Genomic DNA, 17121 nt, shown 5'->3' on the forward strand with positions numbered 1-17121 from the left:
AGGACGCGTCGGGTCCGTGATCTCACCGCATATTGACTAGTTGAATGACCGTTCTTCAGCGCGCCGCCACCATCGCGGCGATGACTTTCTCTCTCGCCGGGCTGATCAGCACCAGTTCGCCCGGCCGCGCCTCCGACCTCGATCGCAAGGTCGTGACGGCCACCCAGACGGCGACTCCGTCTGACTCCAACACCCTCTCCCCCGTCATCGTTCCCGCTCCCAGCGCGCAGACCGCCGTCGTGCAGCCGCTCCCGCAGCAGGACGACCAGGACGACCAAGACGAATTCGACACGCTGGCCCAGGCCGTCGCCGCGCAGGACGCGGGCAAGGTCTCCGACGCACAGCGCTGCCTCGCCGGCGCCGTCTATTTCGAGGCCAAGGGCGAACCGCTCGCCGGCCAGCTCGCCGTCGCCAACGTCATCATCAACCGGTCGAAGTCGGGCCGCTTCCCCTCCGACGTCTGCGGCGTCGTCAAGCAACGCGGCCAGTTCTCCTTCGTCCGCGGCGGCGCCATCCCGTCGATCGACGAGAGCCGCGCCACCTATCGCACCGCCCTGGCCGTCGCCAAGATCGCGCTCGACGCCGCCTGGGACAGCCCGGCCCCGCAGGCGCTGTACTTCAACACGCCGAACCGCCGCCCGGGCGGCAATGTCATCCGCATCGCGTCGATCGGCAACCACGTCTTCTATCGCTGATTTCGCGATCCGGGGCTTGCCCCGTTCGTGAAATGTTCTAAACCGGGGTCATGCTCGACATGGCCCCGGCTTCGTGTTTGGACGGCGGCGATCCCGCGATCTGCGCCGCCGACGTGGCGCGCGGCGTGACGCGGATGCTGCTGCGCCACGACCTCGCCGCTATCCCCGAAGTGCCGCTCGACGGCGGCCGCCGCGCCGACCTGATGGCGCTCGACGCGCGTGGCCAGTTGGTCATCGTCGAGATCAAGGTGTCGCGGGCCGACCTGCTCGGCGACGGCAAATGGCCCGACTATCTGGCGCATTGCGACCGCTATTATTGGGCAGTGCCGGCCGGTTTCGACCTCGCGCCGCTCGACGGCGTCGCCTTCCTGCCGGAACGCACCGGTGTGATCGTCGCCGACCGCTACGATGCCGCGATCGTGCGCGAGGCGCATACCCATCCCCTGCCCGCGCATGTCCGCAAACGCTGCACCCTGTCGTTCGCGCGCCGCGCCGCCCGGCGGCTGACCGGTCTGATCGATCCAGACGCCTTCGCCGACTGATCCGTGACGGGGTGCTAGCGGCTCCCCTCCCCTGACCCTCCCGTCAGCGGAAGCGGGATCAGAGCTGGTGCCCGGTGCGGTCGCGCTTCGTCGCCAGATAACGCTCGTTATGGGGATTGGGCGGCAGCTTGTGCGGCACGCGCTCGACCACCGTCATCCCCGCCGCCTCCAGCCCCGCCACCTTGGCCGGATTGTTGGTCAGCAGCCGCACCGAACGCTGCCCCAGCAGCTGCAGCATCCGCGCCGCCACGCCGAAGTCGCGCGCATCGACGGCGAAGCCCAGCCGCGTATTGGCATCGACCGTGTCGAAGCCCTGGTCCTGCAGCGCATAGGCGCGCAGCTTGTTGACCAGCCCGATCCCCCGCCCCTCCTGGCGCAGATAGAGCAGGATGCCCCAGCCGCTCGCCTGGATGGCACGGATCGCGGCGTGGAGCTGCGGCCCGCAATCGCACTTCAGGCTGCCGAGCACGTCGCCGGTCAGGCATTCGCTGTGCAGCCGCACCAGCGGCGGCCGGCCGTCGGGCTGGCCGATCAGCAGCGCGACATGCTCGTCGGCGCTTTCCGGCGAGCGGAAGGCGGCGATCTCCGCATCCTCCGCCCCCTCGACCGGCAGCCGTGCCCGCGTCGCCAGTGTCAGGCGGCGGGCATCCTCATGCGCATCGATATCCGCAGGGCTGATCGTCACCTCCGGATCGCCGCCGCCGACGAAAAAGGCCGGCAGCAACCCGGCGATCCGCGCCAGCCGCAGCGCCGCCGCAGCCGCGACCGGCCGGTCCAATGTCACCGTCCGCCACGGCCCCTTGAGCGGGGTCGCCAGGTCGAGGCTCGGGTCGGCCAGCGCCGTCGCGGCGGCGAAATCGAGCCACGGCGCGCGCTCGATCAGCACCGGCGCATCGGGATCGGCGGCCGCGAGCTGATTGGCGAGCTTCAGCGTCACCGCCCGGCCGGACGAGATCAGCACCCCCGCCCCGCCCGCCGGATCGAACGCCGCCAGCCGGTCGGCATCCGCCGTCTCGACCGCGAGCAGGGTCAGCCCGTCGATCGCGATCGGCCAGCCCCGCCGCAACGCGTCGACCGCCCGCGCCGCGGCACGCGGATCGCTTGGACGTTGCGCGTCGTGGGGGTGCCGGTCGTTCAAAAGGCGAACTCGGTCATGATCGGCACATGATCCGACGGCTTCAGCCAGCTGCGGCAATCCTCGAACACGGTATGGCCGATCGCTTGGCGCGCGACGTCGCCGGTCGCCCACATATGGTCGAGCCGGCGGCCGCGATCGTTCTTGGTCCAGTCGGGCGAGCGATAGCTCCACCAGGTGTGCAGCCGCGCCGGCGCCGGATAGAAATGCCGGCCGAGGTCGACCCAGTCGTTCGATGCCTGCAGGCCGTCGAGCGCCGCCACCTCGATCGGCGTATGGCTGACCGTCTTGAGCAGCGCCTTGTGGCTCCAGACGTCGCTGGGCAGCGGCGCGATGTTGAAATCGCCAGTCAGGATCGTCGGGCAGGCAAGGCTGCGCGACCATTCGGTCATCCGCGCCAGGAAATCGAGCTTCTGCCCGAACTTCGGATTGACCTCGCGGTCCGGCTCGTCGCCGCCGGCGGGGACGTAGACGTTCTCGAGCCGGACGCCGCCCGGCAGCCGGATACCGACGTGCCGCGCCTCCTGATTGGCCTGCCAGTCGAACCGGTCGTCCGCCTCGATCGGCATGCGGCTGACGATCGCGACGCCATGGTGCATCCGTTGGCCGTGGATCACGCGATGGACGTAGCCGAGTCGGTCGAACAGGTCGTGCGGGAAGTCGGCGTCGACGACCTTGGTTTCCTGCAGGCAGAGGACGTCGGGGGCCGCTTCGGTCAGGAACTGCTCGACGATGGCGGAGCGGAAGCGGACCGAGTTGATGTTCCAGGAGGCGATCTTCACGTCGCCGCATCTAGGCGGCGGGGGAAGGGGGAGCAAGGTGGCGGCGGGTTTCAACGATCGTCACTACGGCGGCAGCGCCCAAGTCCCGCTTCGGGCGCGTCACGAGCAAAGCCCGTGCCGTCGGACGGGCAGGGCCCGCCGGCCGCGCGTTCGCGGCTTGCGCCATGATGGCGCATACTACGAACGCGAAAGGCCCCCGCTCCGGGGGCATGGAGCGAGGGCCGACACAGCGTTCGTCACGCAGGGCGGGAAGTGGTCGGTACCGTTCGGGCAACAGGGGGAAAAATCCCGAACGCCCCACATCCGCGGGTGTCTGTTTAGGGCTGCAAACCTGTCGCTTGCATGAATGGAACCGGATATTTTGTTCAGCTTCGCCCGCCGGTCTTCCGCGGGTCGTTCCAGCGGAACGTTCCGTCGCTCACCGGCACACCAAACTTCTGATTCGTCAGCCGAATCGTCGTGCGGTTGTTCTGACTGTCGATCATCACCCAGCCTTGCAGCATCAGTCCGGCCGGGCCGGCGGGATCGCGCATGAAGATCAGGGTGATCCGGCCGATCTCCGGATGCTTGGGGTCGCTCGCCTCGACCGAGATGACCTGCGCGTTCGACGTCGCCGACAGCTTGGCCATCTTGGTGATGTCGCGGCTCGGGTCGAGCAGGATGCCGAGCGGTGTGTTGCGGATCGGGTAGCGCTGCACCTGGCCCACCGAATAGTCGATAAAGGTCAGCGCCCCGCCATCGGCGACGATCAGCAGCGGCACGCCCTTCTGATATTGGAAGCGCAGCTTGCCCGGCCGCTTCAGCGTGAAGGTGCCGGTCAGCACCCGGCCGTTGCGGTCGGTCTGACTGAAATCGGCGGTCATGGTGGTGACCGCCTGGAGATGGCGCTGCACCGCGGCGAGGTCGCCGGTCGCCTGGGCGTGAACGGCGACGGGCGCCGCCAGCGCGGCGGCGAGAGCGAAAGCGTGTCGGATCATGCGGGTCCTGGTGCCGGAAAAGCGTTGAATAGCCGCTTAACCGGCGAAGGGGGCGATGGCTCCCCCATTCCCGACCCTCAGATCGCGTGGCCTTCCGCGTCGCGGAGCACTTCGCGGCGGCCGACATGGTCGGGGCGGCCGACGATGCCGTCCTTCTCCATCCGCTCGATCAGCCGCGCGGCGGAATTATAGCCGATGCGCAGCTGGCGCTGCAGCCAGCTGGTCGACGCCTTCTGCGATTCGCAGACCAGCTGGATCGCCTGGCGGTACTGCTGGTCCTCCGCCGAATCCTCGCCGATCGGCGCGCCTTCCAGCGTGTAGCTCTCCTCCGGCTCCTCGGTGACCGAGCTGATGTAATCGGGCTGGCCTTGCCCCCGCCAATGGTCGGCGACGCCGCGTACCTCGTCGTCGCTGACGAAGGGGCCGTGGACGCGGACGATGCCCTTGCCGCCCGGCATATAGAGCATGTCGCCGCGGCCGAGCAGCTGCTCCGCGCCCTGCTCGCCAAGGATGGTGCGCGAATCGATCTTGCTGGTGACGTGGAAGCTGATCCGCGTCGGCAAATTGGCCTTGATCACGCCGGTGATGACGTCGACCGACGGCCGCTGCGTCGCCATGATCAGATGGATGCCCGCCGCGCGCGCCTTCTGCGCGAGGCGCTGGATCAGGAACTCGACCTCCTTGCCCGCGGTCATCATCAGGTCGGCGAGCTCGTCGACGATGACGACGATCTGCGGCAGCGGCTCATAGTCGAGCTGCTCTTCCTCATAGACCGGTTGGCCGGTGTCGGGGTGATAGCCGGTCTGCACGCGCCGGCCGAGCCGCTGGCCCTTGGCCTTCGCCGCGCGCACCTTGTCGTTGAAGCCGGCGAGGCTGCGCACGCCGACCGACGACATCTGGCGGTAGCGGTCCTCCATCGTCTCCACCGCCCATTTCAGCGCGCGCACCGCCTTGGCAGGATCGGTGACGACGGGGGAGAGGAGGTGGGGAATGTCGTCATAGACGCTGAGCTCCAGCATCTTCGGATCGATCATGATCATTCGGCACTGTTCCGGCGTCAGCCGGTAGAGCAGCGACATGATCATGCAGTTGAGGCCGACCGACTTGCCCGAGCCGGTGGTACCGGCGACCAGCAGGTGCGGCATCGGCGCGAGATCGGCGATGACCGGATCGCCGGCGATGTTCTTGCCGAGGATGATCGGCAGCTGCGCCGCCTGATCCTCGAACGTCTGGCTGCCGACCAGCTCGTGCAGCGAGACCATCTCGCGCTTCTGGTTGGGCAGCTCGATGCCGATCACGTTGCGCCCCGGGATCACCGCGACGCGCGCCGACACCGCCGACATGTTGCGCGCGATGTCGTCGGCCAGCGCGATGACGCGGCTCGCCTTGATGCCCGGCGCCGGCTCCAGCTCGTACATCGTCACGACCGGGCCGGGGCGCACTTCGGTGATCGCGCCCTGCACCTTGAAATCGTCGAGCACATTCTCGAGCAGCCGCGCGTTCCGCTCGAGCGACGCCTTGTCGATCGCCGCCTTGGGCGCGGGCGGGGAGGGGGTGAGCAGGTCGAGGCCCGGCAGCGTGTAGCTGTGATCGAGTGCGAGCTGCGTCTGTTGCGGCTTGGGCCGCGCCTGCGACGGCGCGACGGTTCGGTCGGCGATCACCGGGGCGGGGCGCGGATCGGGGGTGGCGAGCGCGCGCGGCTCGATCGCCTTGCGCTTCAGGTCGAGCGGTTCCTCCTCGTCCTCCGCATCATCGTCATAGGCGTCGAACGGCAGGTCGTCGGCGCCGTCGTCCGTCGATCGGCTGCGCCGCAGGCGGAAGCGCCGCTCGCCCAGTTCGATCTCCAGGCTCTTCGCCCAGACGATGATGCCCGCGACACCGGCGGCGAGGCCGATCGCGCGCGCCGCCCAGCGCTCGGCATTGGGCGCGCCGACGAAGCTCAGTCCCCATTCGGCGAGATGCTGGATGCCGAGGCCGACGACGCCGCCCCAGCCGGCGGGCAGCGCCAGCACCGCGGCGTCGGAGACGAAGGCGAGCGCCGCCGCCATCAGCGCGACACCGATCACGGCGCCGCGCAGCATGCGCAGCCAGCGACCGGCCGGCTGGTCGCGCCACAACCGCATCGCGACGATCGGCCCGATCGGCAGCAGCAGCGCGATCGCCGGGCCGAACACCGTCAGCGCGAGGTCGGCGAACCATGCCCCCGGTGGCCCGGCGAGATTGCGGATCGGACTGCCCGAGGCGGTGTTGAGCGCGGCGTCGCCGGCATGGTAGCTGGCCAGCGCCAGCACCATCAGCGCGGTGGCCAGGAAGACGGCCAGCGCGGCGACCAGGGCGCCGCCCCGTACTGCCCCAGCCTTCACCGTCTCACGCCACAAGCCTGGCTGCGCACGGCTCGCCATCGCCCCAAATCCCTTCGATGTCCGAGAATGTCCTGTGGAAAACCATCGGACCAAAACGGGTACGGCGTCAAGGCGTAGGCGACGGACCGGGCCGCACCGTCGCCGCGGCACCCGCGTGGCGCCAAGCGCGTTGGCACCCGTGATGCGGACGCGTAGAGAGGCGGCATGGACAAGCAAGCAGACGTCATCATCCTGGGCGGCGGTTTGGTCGGCGCGACACTGGCCCTCGCGCTCGACGCGCACGGGCTGACCAGCATCGTCGTCGACCCGGCCGATCCGGCGGTGACGCTCGCCCCCGGTTTCGATGGCCGCGCCTCCGCCGTCGCCAGCGCGAGCGGGCGGATGCTCGACGCGATCGGCATCGGCGCGTCGCTGGCGGGGCAGGGCTGTGCGATCCGCCAGATCCGCGTCAGCGACGGGCTGGCGCCGGGCAAGCTCGACTTCGTCCCCGATGCCGACGACGGCGCGCTCGGCACGATGTACGAGAACAAGCTGCTCCGCCGCGTCCTGTTCGAGGCGGCGAGTGCGGCGGCGGGCGTCGACTTGCGCATGCAGACCCGCGCCGTCGACGTGCGGCGCGAGCCGGCGCGCGTCACCGCGACCCTGTCCGACGGCAGCACGGTGACCGCGCCGCTGCTGGTCGCGGCGGAAGGGCGCCAGTCGCCGACGCGCGCGGCGGCGGGGATCACCGTCGCACGCTGGCACTACGACCATGCCGCGATCGTCGGCGCCTTCCACCACGAGCGCGACCATGACAGCGTCGCCTATGAGATCTTCTACCCCGCCGGCCCGTTCGCGCTGCTGCCGCTGCCCGACGACGCCATCGGCCACCGGTCCGCGATCGTCTGGTCGGTGCATGCCAAGGACGGCGCCGGGCTGGTCAAACTGTCCGACCGCGCCTTCCTCGCCGAGGCGGAGAAACGGATGGGCGGCTTCCTCGGCACGCTGTCCGATGCCAGCCCACGCGCCAGCTACCCGCTCGGCTTCCACCATGCCGCGCGCATCACCGCGGAGCGGCTGGTGCTGGTCGGCGACGCGGGCCACGGCATCCATCCGATCGCGGGGCAGGGGCTCAACCTCGGCTTCCGCGACGTCGCGACGCTGGCGGAGGTGCTGGTCGAGGGCAAACGGCTCGGGCTCGACCTCGGCGACGCCGCCCTGCTCGACCGCTACCAGCGCTGGCGCGGGCTCGACACCTTCATGGTCGCCGCCGCCACCGACACGCTGACGCGCCTGTTCGGCATCCCCGGCAAGGCGGCGAGCGCCATCCGCCGCTTCGGCATCAGCGCGGTCGACCGGCTGCCGCCGCTCAAGAACCGCTTCATGGCGGAAGCGCGCGGCGAATCGGGCGATCTGCCCAAGCTGCTGCAGGGCCTGTCGATCTGATCCGATGATGTGGGTCGCGCTGCTCGCGATCCTGGCGGCATGGAGCGCCGCAATCGTCTGGGCCTTGTGGCGGGCGCGGTGGATCGGCGGCGCGGTGTCGGAACTGAGCGCGGCGGTGGTCATCATCCTGGTGGCGCGGTCTCTCGGGCCGCCGCAGCCGGTTGCTTATGGGTTGGCACTCGGCCTGTCGATCTTCCTCGCTGCCGTGATGACCATGATGGGAGTGATCGCCGCGATCATGCGGTGGCTGGCGTCGCGCGACTAGCCGCCAGCACCAGCGGGAACAATCGTGATCCCCCGACCTTGCTGCGATGCAGCATCGGCAGCTAGGACAGCGTTCATGACATTCCGCCAGACCGCCGCCGCGCATCCCGGCATCGTCCACCTCGCGCTGGCGGTCGGGGGGTTCGCGATCGGCACCACCGAATTCGCGGCAATGAGCCTCGAACCCGACCTCGCCCGCGGGCTGGGCGTCGATGCGCCGACCGCCGGCCACGTGATCAGTGCCTATGCGCTCGGCGTGGTGGTCGGGGCGCCGACCATCGCCGTGCTGTCCGCCAAGCTGCCGCGGCGGTGGCTGCTGGTCGCGCTGATGACGCTGTTCGCGATCGGCAACGGCCTGTCGGCGCTGGCGCCGACCTATGGCTGGATGCTGGCCTTCCGCTTTCTCGCCGGCCTGCCGCACGGCGCCTATTTCGGCATCGCCTCGCTGGTCGCCGCCTCGCTGGTGCCGCCGGCGCGACGGACGCAGGCGGTCGGGCGGATCATGCTGGGGCTGACCGTCGCCACCATCGTCGGCGTGCCGCTGGCGACCTGGCTCGGCCAGATCGCGAGCTGGCGCTGGGTGTTCGCGATCGTCGCCGGCCTCGCCCTGTTCACCGCCGCCCTGGTCGGCACGCTGGCGCCGCGCGACCGCGCCGCCGCCGACGCCAGCGCCTTGCGCGAACTCGGTGCGCTGCGCCGGCCGCAGGTCTGGCTGACGCTCGCCACCGGAGCGATCGGCTTCGGCGGCCTGTTCGCGGTCTACACCTATCTCGCCGCGACGTTGGTCGCGGTGACCGGCGTGCCGCGCAGCACCGTGCCGCTGGTCCTTGCCGCCTTCGGGGTCGGCATGACGCTCGGCAATCTGGTCGTGCCGCGCTTCGCCGATCGCGCGCTGATGCCGACCGCGGGCGTGTTGCTGGTCTGGTCGGCGGCGTGGCTGGCGCTGTTCCCGGTCGCCGCGCACCATCTGACCTTCGTCATCGTCGACGTGCTCGCGATCGGCTTCGGCGGGGCGCTCGCCACCGTGTTGCAGACGCGGCTGATGGATGTCGCCGGCGATGCGCAGGGCCTCGCCGCCGCGCTCAACCACAGCGCGTTCAACGTCGCCAATGCGCTTGGCCCCTGGCTTGGCGGCCTGGCCATCGCCGCCGGCTATGGCTGGACCGCGACCGGCTGGGTCGGCAGCAGCCTCGCGCTCGGCGGATTGCTGCTCTGGGCGCTGTCGCTGGCGCAGGCTGGTGGGTTGCGCTTGCGCGGCGAGCGGGAGGGGTTAGGCCAGCGGGCATGAGCCTGCTGCCCCGACGCGCGCGATCGGCGCTGCGCACCTTCCTGTCCAGCGAGGCGGCGGGCGGCATCGTGCTGATCGCCGCGGCGCTGGTCGCACTGGTCGCCGCCAACACCGCCGCCACCGCCGGCGCCTATGATGCGCTGTTGCACCTCGAGACCGGTCCCGTGCTGTCGCCGGAACTCGGGCCGATGACGGTGCATCTGTGGATCAACGACGGCCTGATGGCCCTGTTCTTCCTGCTCGTCGGGCTGGAGATCAAGCGCGAGCTGGTCGACGGCCGCCTCGCCAGCCCCGACGATCGCCGCCTGCCGTTCGTCGCCGCGAGCGCGGGCATGGTGGTGCCCGCCCTGGTCTTCCTCGCGGTGGCCGGCAGCGCGCGCGCCTTGCAGCCGGGATGGGCGATCCCCGCCGCGACCGACATCGCCTTCGCGATCGGCGTGCTCGCCCTGCTCGGCAAGCGCGTGCCGCCGCAGCTCAAGCTGCTGCTGGCGACGATCGCGATCGTCGACGACATGGGCGCGGTGGCGATCATCGCGGTCGCCTATACCGAACAGATCCACGTCGTGGCGCTGGCGATCGCGGCGCTGCTGCTCGCCGGGCTGTACGTGCTCAACCGGCGAAGCGTCATGCGCCTGTGGCCCTATCTGCTGGGCTTTGCCGCACTGTGGCTGGCGATCCTCGTCTCCGGCATCCATGCGACGATCGCCGGCGTCGCCACCGCCGCGCTGATCCCGCTGAAGCCCTCGCCGGGCGCACCCGAGCACCACGACTCGCCGCTGCACCGGCTGGAACACGGCCTCGCGCCTTGGGTCGCCTTCGTGATCGTGCCGCTGTTCGGCTTCGCCAATGCCGGCGTGTCGCTGGCGGGGGTCAGTTTCGCGACGCTCGCCGAACCGCTGGTGCTCGGCATCGCGCTCGGCCTGTTCCTCGGCAAGCAGGCCGGGATCTTCGCCAGCCTGTGGGCCGCCGACCGGCTCGGCATCGCACGCCGGCCGCATGGCGTGTCATGGCGTCAGCTCTATGGCATGGCGCTGGTCGCCGGGATCGGCTTCACCATGAGCCTGTTCATCGGCGGCCTCGCCTTCGCCGACCCGGCGCTGCTCGACCGGGTCAAGATCGGCGTGCTGGCCGGGTCGCTGCTGTCGGGGATCACGGGGCTGGCGATATTGGCACGGGCAGGTAGGCGCATGGCATGAGAATCTTCTACCATCCGGACCAGGCGACCCATGCGCCGGTTCACGAATTCCACAATGGCGCGCTGGCCCCGCATGCGGAGGTCGCCGGGCGCATCGCCCATATCCTCGCCGCGGTCGGTCCGACGGAACGGCCGACGGACGCGGGCATGGCGCCGATCCACGCCGTCCATCCGCCCGGCTATTGCGCGATGCTGCAGCAGGTGCCGCAGCTCTGGCGCGAGGCGGGGCGGCCGGGGGAGGCGATCCCCTATGCCTTCCCGGTGGCGCGTCGCCGGCCACTGAAGCTGATGCGGGTCGACGCGCTGCTCGGCGCGCATGCGATGGATACGGTGACGCCGATCACCGCGGAGGCATGGACCGCATCCTATTGGAGCAGCCAGGCGGCGATCGCGGCGACGCGGACGGTGCTGGCGGGGGAGGGGAGCGCCTTCGCGCTCTGCCGCCCGCCCGGCCACCATGCCGGCGCGGATTATTGCGGCGGCTATTGCTACCTCAACCATGCCGCGGTCGCGGCGCAGGCGGCGCGCGACGCGGGCGTGGCGCGCGTCGCGATCCTCGATATCGACTATCACCATGGCAACGGCACGCAGGAAATCTTCTGGGATCGCGGCGACGTCTTCTACGCCTCGCTGCACGCCGATCCGGCGACGGATTTCCCCTTCTACTGGGGCCATGCCGACGAGACGGGCGAGGGGGCAGGGCAGGGGACGACGTTCAACCGGCCGTTGCCGCGCGGCACCGACGGCGACGACTTCCGGCGTGCGCAGGGCGAGGCACTCGCCAGGATCGCGCGCTTCGACCCCGGCCTGCTGGTCGTCAGCTTCGGTGCTGATACCTGGGAAGGCGATCCGATCTCCGCCTTCCGCGTCGCCACGCCGGATTATCGCCGGATCGCCGCGGACATCGCCGCGTTCGGCTGGCCGACGGCGATCATCATGGAGGGCGGTTATGCCGTCGACGCGCTCGGCGACAATGTCGCCGGCTTCCTTTCCGGTTTCTGACCTCCACCGCCAGGGCAGCGCGGCCTATCGCCGGCTGACGCTGGCGATGCTGTTCGCCGGCTTTTCGACCTTCTCGTTGCTCTATGCGGTGCAGCCGCTGCTGCCGCTGTTCGCGCGCGATTTCCGACTGAGTGCAGAGGGGGCGTCGCTCGCCGTGTCGCTGGCGACCGGGCCGCTGGCGATCGGCATATTGGGCGCGGGCATGCTCAGCGACCGGATCGGGCGACGGCCGATGATGGTGGCGGCGATGTTCGCCGCCGGCGCGCTGACCCTCGCCGCGGCGATCGTGCCGGGCTGGGGCGGGCTGCTGACCCTGCGGCTGCTCACCGGCGTCGCGCTTGCCGGCGTGCCCGCGGTGGCGATGGCCTATGTGTCGGAGGAAGTGCACGCCGATTCGGTCGGCGCGGCGATGGGCCTGTATATCGCCGGCAGCGCGATCGGCGGCATGGGCGGCCGGCTCGTCGCCAGCCTGGTCGCCGATCGCGCCGGCTGGCATTGGGCGCTCGCCACCGTCGGCGTCGCCGGGCTGGTCATGGCGGAGGCGTTCCGCCGCCTCGCCCCCGCGTCGCGCGGCTTCGTTCCCGGCGCGCGCACCGCCGGCGGGCTCGCCGCCTTGCTCCGCGATCGCGCGCTGCCGGTGCTCTATGGCGAGGCCTTCGTGCTGATGGGCATCTTCGTCACCGTCTACAATTATGCCGGCTTCCGCCTGCTCGCGCCGCCTTACGGGCTCAGCCAGGCGGCGGTCGGCGCGGTGTTCCTGCTCTACATCCTCGGCTCGGCAAGTTCGGCCTGGTTCGGCGGGCTGGCCGGACGGATCGGCCGCCACCGCATCTTCTGGCTGCCCGTGCTGGTGCTGATCGCCGGACTCGGTATCGGTGCGGCGCGGCCGCTCGCGCTGGTGATCGGCGGCATCGCCCTGGTCACGATCGGCTTCTTCGGCGCGCATTCGATCGCCAGCGCCTGGGTCGGGCGCCGGGCGCGGACCAATCGTGGCCAGGCGGCGGCGCTGTACCTGTTCTTCTATTATCTCGGCTCGAGCGTGCTCGGCTCCGCCGGCGGCATCGCCTGGAGCCGCGGCAGCTGGCCGAGCGTCACTCTCTTCTGCGCCGCGCTGGCGGCGCTGGCGCTGGCCGGCGCCGCCTGGCTTGCCCGCGTCCCGCCGCTGCCCGATCCGGAGCTCACCCCGGTGACGGCGGCCGAGGCCTGAGCCCGTGCCGCCAGCGGGGCGCTCCCGATCAGTGGCGGAAGTGACGCATGCCGGTGAAGACCATCGCCAGACCGGCGGCGTCCGCCGCGGCGATCACCTCCTCGTCGCGGATCGATCCGCCCGGCTGGATCACCGCCGTCGCCCCCGCCTCGACCGCGGCGAGCAGCCCGTCGGCGAAGGGGAAGAAGGCGTCCGACGCCACCGCCGAACCGATCGTCCGAGGGCTCGTCCAGCCGGCCTTGTCGGCGGCGTCCTTTGCCTTCCACGCCGCGATCCGCGCCGATTCGAGCCGGTTCATCTGGCCCGCGCCGACGCCGGCGGTCGCGCCGTCCTTGGCATAGACGATCGCATTCGACTTGACGTGCTTGGCCACCGTCCAGGCGAAGCGGCAATCGGCGAGTTCCTGCGCGGTCGGCTGGCGCTTGGTGACGACCTTGAGATCGCCCGGCACGCCCGCGTCGCGATCCTGCACCAGCCAGCCGCCGGCGATCGCCTTGGCGAACAGCCCGGCGCGATGCGGATCGGGCAACTCGCCGGTGAGCAGCAGGCGGAGGTTCTTCTTGGCCGCGAAGGCGGCGAGCGCCTCCTCGTCGGCATCGGGGGCGACGACGACTTCGGTGAAGATGCCGGCGATCGCCCGCGCGGTCGCGCCGTCGAGCGGGCGGTTGACCGCGATGATGCCGCCGAACGCCGACACGGTATCGCAGGCGAAGGCCTCCGCATAGGCGGCTTCCAGGGTGTCGGCGGTGGCGACGCCACAGGGATTGGCGTGCTTGACGATGACGCAGGTCGGCGCGGCGTCGCGGAATTCGGCGACCAGTTCGAGCGCGGCGTCGGCGTCGTTGAGGTTGTTGTAAGAAAGCTCCTTGCCCTGCACCTGCCGCGCCTGGCCGATGCCGCGCACGCCGTCATTGGCGGTGTAGAAGGCGGCGGACTGGTGTGGGTTCTCGCCGTAGCGCAGGGCGGCGGCACGCGTCAGCGTCAGCGGCAGCACCCGCGGGAAGACCTCGCCCTGGTCGACCGTGCCGAACCAGCGCGCGATCGCGCCGTCATAGGCGGCGGTGGCGGCGAAGGCCTTGGCGGCGAAGCCACGGCGCTGGTCGAGCGTCGTCTCGCCGCTGGCGAGGCTCGCGTAATCGGCGGGATCGGTGACGATCGCGACATAGGCGTGGTTCTTGGCGGCGGAGCGGACCATCGACGGACCGCCGATGTCGATATTCTCGATCACCGTATCGCGATCGGCGCCGCGCGCGACAGTCGCCTCGAACGGATAGAGGTTGACGACGACGAGGTCGATCGCGCCGATGCCGTGCTCCTGCATCGCCGCGGCATGGTCAGCATCGTCGCGCACCGCGAGCAGCCCGCCGTGCACCATCGGGTGCAGCGTCTTGACGCGGCCGTCCATCATCTCGGGAAAGCCGGTGAGGTCGCTGACGTCGCGAACGGTCAGCCCCGCCTCGCGCAAGGCCTTGGCGGTGCCGCCGGTCGAGACGAGTTCGACGCCCTTCGCGGCGAGATCGCGCGCAAGATCGACGACGCCGGTCTTGTCGGAGACGGACAACAGGGCACGGCGGATGGGAATCGTCGTCATGGGGGTCCTTCGGGAAGGGTAATCGCGCGCGCGTTCCCTAGCGGCGGATGGCGTGCGGGAACAGGTCCGAGTTGCGAAGGCGGTCCCTCATCACACTACCGTCATCCCCGCGCAGGCGGGGATCCAGACTGGCTGGCCTCACGGCTCGATCCGCAGCGTCAATGTATCTGGATCCCCGCCTGCGCGGGGATGACGTCATGCTGCTTGAATCAGATCGCGCGCTTCAGCGCCCAGCTGACATTGGCACCGCCGGCCGGCGCCTCGCCGGTGACGACCAGTTGCTGCGTCGCGACCGGGCGACCCTCGCCGTCGATCCACAGCGACTCTTCGATCGCCAGCGCGCCGCCGCGGCAGCGGAACTGCCACAGCGCGCCGCCCGGCAGGCGGAGGATCGCCGCCAGCCCGTCTGCGGTCGCCGACGCCTCGACCCCGACGCCGAGGTGGAAGCGGATCGCGAAGCCGGTGCTGCCGCTGCGCCGCTTGCGACCCTGCGGCAGCAGCGCATCCTCGCCGCGCAGCTCGCGCCCGTCGCCGGTCAGCATCAGCTGGCGCCGGTGGACGAAGCCCCAGCGGCGGACATAGCCGTCGTGGCTCGCCTCGATCCGGCTCGCGGCGTCGGATTCCTGCCGGCTCAGCTCGACCTCGACGACGCCGCGGCCCACCGTGCCGTCGGGATGGATCGCGGTGGAGTTGGAATCGCCGACGGTCAGCGTCGAATGCGCCGCGGTGGTGCGCAACCCTTCGGCGAGGCTCTGTGGCAAGGCGGCCAGCGCGGCGCGCGCGCCACCGCAATTGACGACGATCCGCGCCGGCCCGTCGGAGAATTCGAAGGCGAGGGTGGAGGCACAGCCGCCCTCGACCAGCTTGGCCACCGGCGGCGGCGCGGCATCGACGATCAGCACCGCCGTCCCCGCCGCCAACCGCTGATAGCCCCAGTCGCGCGCCTGGCGCAGCGGACGGGTACGCACGCCGCTCGCCTCGATCACCGCGGCGATCTGATCGGCCATACCAGGGCCGCTGCCCTGCCAGCTCGAACAGGCGCGATCGGGGTGCATGACGCCGAGCAGCGCCGCGACCATCCGCCCCAGCGCCTCCTGCGCCGGCGCGAACAGTTCCTCGCGCCGCGCCGCATAGACTTCGCGCAGCATGGTGATCAGCTGGATCGTGTCGAGCAGCATCGCCGGGCTGCGCGAAACCGAGCCGCCATCGTCGGTCAGACCGGTCTGCAACGCGCGCGCCAGTCCCGCCTCGCCGAAGTCCTTGCGCGGCTCGCCGCCGGGGATCAGCAGCCCCGCCGTGACCACCCCACACCAGGCGGCGATGCGCGGCGCGCCGGGTGCGGCCTTGTCCGCCCCGCGATCGAGATGCCGGCTGCCGCGGGCCAGCGTGTTGAGCACGCTCGACCGGTAGACCAGATCGGTCGACGACAGGATCAGCGGCGCATGCGCGGTCCACGCCAGGATGCGCCGCCCCCACAGGTCCGGCCGCCAGGCGAGCGCATCGACCTTGTCGGCATAGTCGGCCAGCCAGCGCGCCATCAGATATTCGGCGATCGGGGCGCCCTGCGCCCGCGTCGCCACCGTCGACAGGTCGCGCAGCCAGCCGAAGCCATGGACGTGGTCGGCGAACGGCCGTGTCCAGTCGCGGCTGCGGAAATCGAGCCCTTCGATCGGATGCGCTTCGCCGCGAAAGGCGATCTCGCCGCGCAGCAGCGCCTGGCCGCGCCGGGCGTCACCGATCAGCGGGTCGTCGGGCACCGCGATCAGCTTGAGCGGATAGCGCCCCTTCAACCGCATGCTATGGATCGGCGTCCGCCAGGTCAGGCGGTGGAACCGTTCGCTCAGCCGCTCCGCCAGGCTCAGCCCGCGGTCGCCGCCGACGCGCATCAGCCGCCGGCCTTCCTCGATACCATCCGGGGCGAGATTGGGCGGCAGGTCGTCGATCATCCCCGCAGGGCCGCGATATTGGCGGCATAAGCGTCGGGGCCGCCACGGAACACCGCGGTGCCCGCGACCAGCGCGTCGGCCCCCGCCTCGACGCACCGGCGCGCATGGCCGGCGTCGACGCCGCCGTCGACCTCCAGGTCGATGGCGCGGCCGGTGGCGTCGATCATCTTGCGGATCGCGGCGATCTTCTTGAGCTGGCTGTCGATGAAGCTCTGCCCGCCGAAGCCGGGATTGACGCTCATCACCAGCACGAGGTCGACCATGTCGATCAGATAGTCGAGCATCTTGGCCGGGGTTGCCGGGTTCAACACGACGCCGGCGCGCTTGCCCAGCGACTTGATGTGCTGGACGCTGCGGTGGACGTGCGGCCCCGCCTCCGGATGGACGGTCAGCGTGTCGGCGCCCGCTTCGGCAAAGGCGTCGAGATAGGTGTCGACCGGCGAGATCATCAGATGGACGTCGAACGGCTTGTCGGTATGCGGGCGCAGCGCCTTCACCACCGCCGGACCGATCGTGATGTTGGGGACGAAATGCCCGTCCATGACGTCGATATGGATCCAGTCGGCCCCCGCCGCATCGATCGCACGGACCTCCTCCCCCAATTTGGCGAAGTCGGCGGAAAGGATCGATGGGGCGATGCGAACCGGCTGCATGGGTGTTCTCTAATCGTCGGGGTGGCGATTACAACCGTTACTCCCCTAGCGCGGGC

15 protein-coding genes are annotated in these 17121 nt (G+C 70.5%); 8 read left to right on the plus strand and 7 right to left on the minus strand.

Translation table 11 applies throughout. From position 1 onward, the window contains the following. Window positions 1-44 precede the first annotated feature (44 nt). Both D9601_RS09895 and D9601_RS09900 read left to right on the plus strand, forming a co-directional pair. The gene (locus D9601_RS09895; protein ID WP_198353832.1) at window positions 45-695 is read left to right on the plus strand and encodes a cell wall hydrolase; all 651 of its coding nucleotides are present in this window, start codon (window positions 45-47) and stop codon (window positions 693-695) included. A gap of 50 nt (window positions 696-745) precedes the next feature. Further along, the gene (locus D9601_RS09900) at window positions 746-1237 is read left to right on the plus strand and encodes an MmcB family DNA repair protein (RefSeq protein WP_198353833.1); all 492 of its coding nucleotides are present in this window, start codon (window positions 746-748) and stop codon (window positions 1235-1237) included. A 58-nt stretch (window positions 1238-1295) separates the two neighbouring features. On the opposite strand, the gene ribA is transcribed toward D9601_RS09900, so the two are convergent. The 4 genes from ribA to D9601_RS09920 form a co-directional block, all read right to left on the minus strand. Then, window positions 1296-2375, minus strand: a complete 1080-nt coding sequence (gene ribA / locus D9601_RS09905) for a GTP cyclohydrolase II (protein ID WP_198353834.1) — start codon at window positions 2373-2375, stop codon at window positions 1296-1298. Then, window positions 2372-3154 (minus strand): exodeoxyribonuclease III, encoded by a 783-nt coding sequence (locus tag D9601_RS09910; RefSeq protein ID WP_198353835.1) that lies wholly within the window; start codon window positions 3152-3154, stop codon window positions 2372-2374. The genes ribA and D9601_RS09910 overlap by 4 nt, the downstream gene beginning before the upstream one ends. A gap of 365 nt (window positions 3155-3519) precedes the next feature. Then, a complete protein-coding gene (locus D9601_RS09915) occupies window positions 3520-4131 on the minus strand; it encodes a LolA family protein (RefSeq protein ID WP_198353836.1) in 612 nt (203 codons plus the stop codon). Window positions 4132-4208: 77 nt separating this feature from the next. Next, window positions 4209-6533, minus strand: coding sequence for a DNA translocase FtsK (locus D9601_RS09920; RefSeq protein WP_198353837.1), 2325 nt, complete (start codon window positions 6531-6533; stop codon window positions 4209-4211). 165 nt (window positions 6534-6698) lie between these two features. Between D9601_RS09920 and D9601_RS09925 the strand changes: the two genes are divergently transcribed. From D9601_RS09925 to D9601_RS09950, 6 genes are all read left to right on the plus strand, one after another. Beyond that, window positions 6699-7919, plus strand: a complete 1221-nt coding sequence (locus D9601_RS09925) for a UbiH/UbiF/VisC/COQ6 family ubiquinone biosynthesis hydroxylase (protein WP_198353838.1) — start codon at window positions 6699-6701, stop codon at window positions 7917-7919. 4 nt (window positions 7920-7923) lie between these two features. Next, window positions 7924-8184, plus strand: coding sequence for a hypothetical protein (locus D9601_RS09930; protein ID WP_198353839.1), 261 nt, complete (start codon window positions 7924-7926; stop codon window positions 8182-8184). A gap of 75 nt (window positions 8185-8259) precedes the next feature. After that, window positions 8260-9471 (plus strand): MFS transporter, encoded by a 1212-nt coding sequence (locus D9601_RS09935; protein WP_198353840.1) that lies wholly within the window; start codon window positions 8260-8262, stop codon window positions 9469-9471. Then, entirely contained in the window at window positions 9468-10667 is a 1200-nt protein-coding gene (gene nhaA / locus D9601_RS09940; protein ID WP_198353841.1) for a Na+/H+ antiporter NhaA, read from the plus strand. Before D9601_RS09935 ends, nhaA begins: the two co-directional genes overlap by 4 nt. Then, on the plus strand, window positions 10664-11668 hold the full coding sequence (locus tag D9601_RS09945) for a histone deacetylase family protein (protein WP_198353842.1): 1005 nt from the start codon (window positions 10664-10666) through the stop codon (window positions 11666-11668). Before nhaA ends, D9601_RS09945 begins: the two co-directional genes overlap by 4 nt. Next, window positions 11640-12875, plus strand: coding sequence for an MFS transporter (locus tag D9601_RS09950; protein WP_198353843.1), 1236 nt, complete (start codon window positions 11640-11642; stop codon window positions 12873-12875). Before D9601_RS09945 ends, D9601_RS09950 begins: the two co-directional genes overlap by 29 nt. Window positions 12876-12903: 28 nt before the next feature. On the opposite strand, the gene purH is transcribed toward D9601_RS09950, so the two are convergent. The 3 genes from purH to rpe all read right to left on the minus strand — a co-directional run bounded on the left by purH (window position 12904) and on the right by rpe (window position 17065). Next, window positions 12904-14466, minus strand: a complete 1563-nt coding sequence (gene purH / locus D9601_RS09955) for a bifunctional phosphoribosylaminoimidazolecarboxamide formyltransferase/IMP cyclohydrolase (RefSeq protein ID WP_198353844.1) — start codon at window positions 14464-14466, stop codon at window positions 12904-12906. A gap of 209 nt (window positions 14467-14675) precedes the next feature. Continuing rightward, the gene (locus D9601_RS09960; protein ID WP_198353845.1) at window positions 14676-16412 is read right to left on the minus strand and encodes a heparinase II/III family protein; all 1737 of its coding nucleotides are present in this window, start codon (window positions 16410-16412) and stop codon (window positions 14676-14678) included. Then, entirely contained in the window at window positions 16409-17065 is a 657-nt protein-coding gene (gene rpe / locus D9601_RS09965; protein WP_198353846.1) for a ribulose-phosphate 3-epimerase, read from the minus strand. The genes D9601_RS09960 and rpe overlap by 4 nt, the downstream gene beginning before the upstream one ends. Window positions 17066-17121: the final 56 nt, after the last annotated feature.

This window comes from Sphingomonas sp. MA1305 (assembly GCF_016107325.1).
Classification (GTDB): Bacteria; Pseudomonadota; Alphaproteobacteria; order Sphingomonadales; family Sphingomonadaceae; genus Sphingomonas.

Coding starts and splice junctions, on each gene's coding strand:
- D9601_RS09960 (WP_198353845.1), bottom strand. CDS start 16,412: ATGATCGACGACCTGCCGCCCAATCTCGCCCCGGATGGTATCGAGGAA.
- D9601_RS09895 (WP_198353832.1), top strand. CDS start 45: ATGACCGTTCTTCAGCGCGCCGCCACCATCGCGGCGATGACTTTCTCT.
- D9601_RS09930 (WP_198353839.1), top strand. CDS start 7,924: ATGATGTGGGTCGCGCTGCTCGCGATCCTGGCGGCATGGAGCGCCGCA.
- D9601_RS09925 (WP_198353838.1), top strand. CDS start 6,699: ATGGACAAGCAAGCAGACGTCATCATCCTGGGCGGCGGTTTGGTCGGC.
- D9601_RS09945 (WP_198353842.1), top strand. CDS start 10,664: ATGAGAATCTTCTACCATCCGGACCAGGCGACCCATGCGCCGGTTCAC.
- rpe (WP_198353846.1), bottom strand. CDS start 17,065: ATGCAGCCGGTTCGCATCGCCCCATCGATCCTTTCCGCCGACTTCGCC.
- D9601_RS09920 (WP_198353837.1), bottom strand. CDS start 6,533: ATGGCGAGCCGTGCGCAGCCAGGCTTGTGGCGTGAGACGGTGAAGGCT.
- nhaA (WP_198353841.1), top strand. CDS start 9,468: ATGAGCCTGCTGCCCCGACGCGCGCGATCGGCGCTGCGCACCTTCCTG.
- D9601_RS09915 (WP_198353836.1), bottom strand. CDS start 4,131: ATGATCCGACACGCTTTCGCTCTCGCCGCCGCGCTGGCGGCGCCCGTC.
- purH (WP_198353844.1), bottom strand. CDS start 14,466: ATGACGACGATTCCCATCCGCCGTGCCCTGTTGTCCGTCTCCGACAAG.
- D9601_RS09935 (WP_198353840.1), top strand. CDS start 8,260: ATGACATTCCGCCAGACCGCCGCCGCGCATCCCGGCATCGTCCACCTC.
- D9601_RS09900 (WP_198353833.1), top strand. CDS start 746: ATGCTCGACATGGCCCCGGCTTCGTGTTTGGACGGCGGCGATCCCGCG.
- D9601_RS09950 (WP_198353843.1), top strand. CDS start 11,640: ATGTCGCCGGCTTCCTTTCCGGTTTCTGACCTCCACCGCCAGGGCAGC.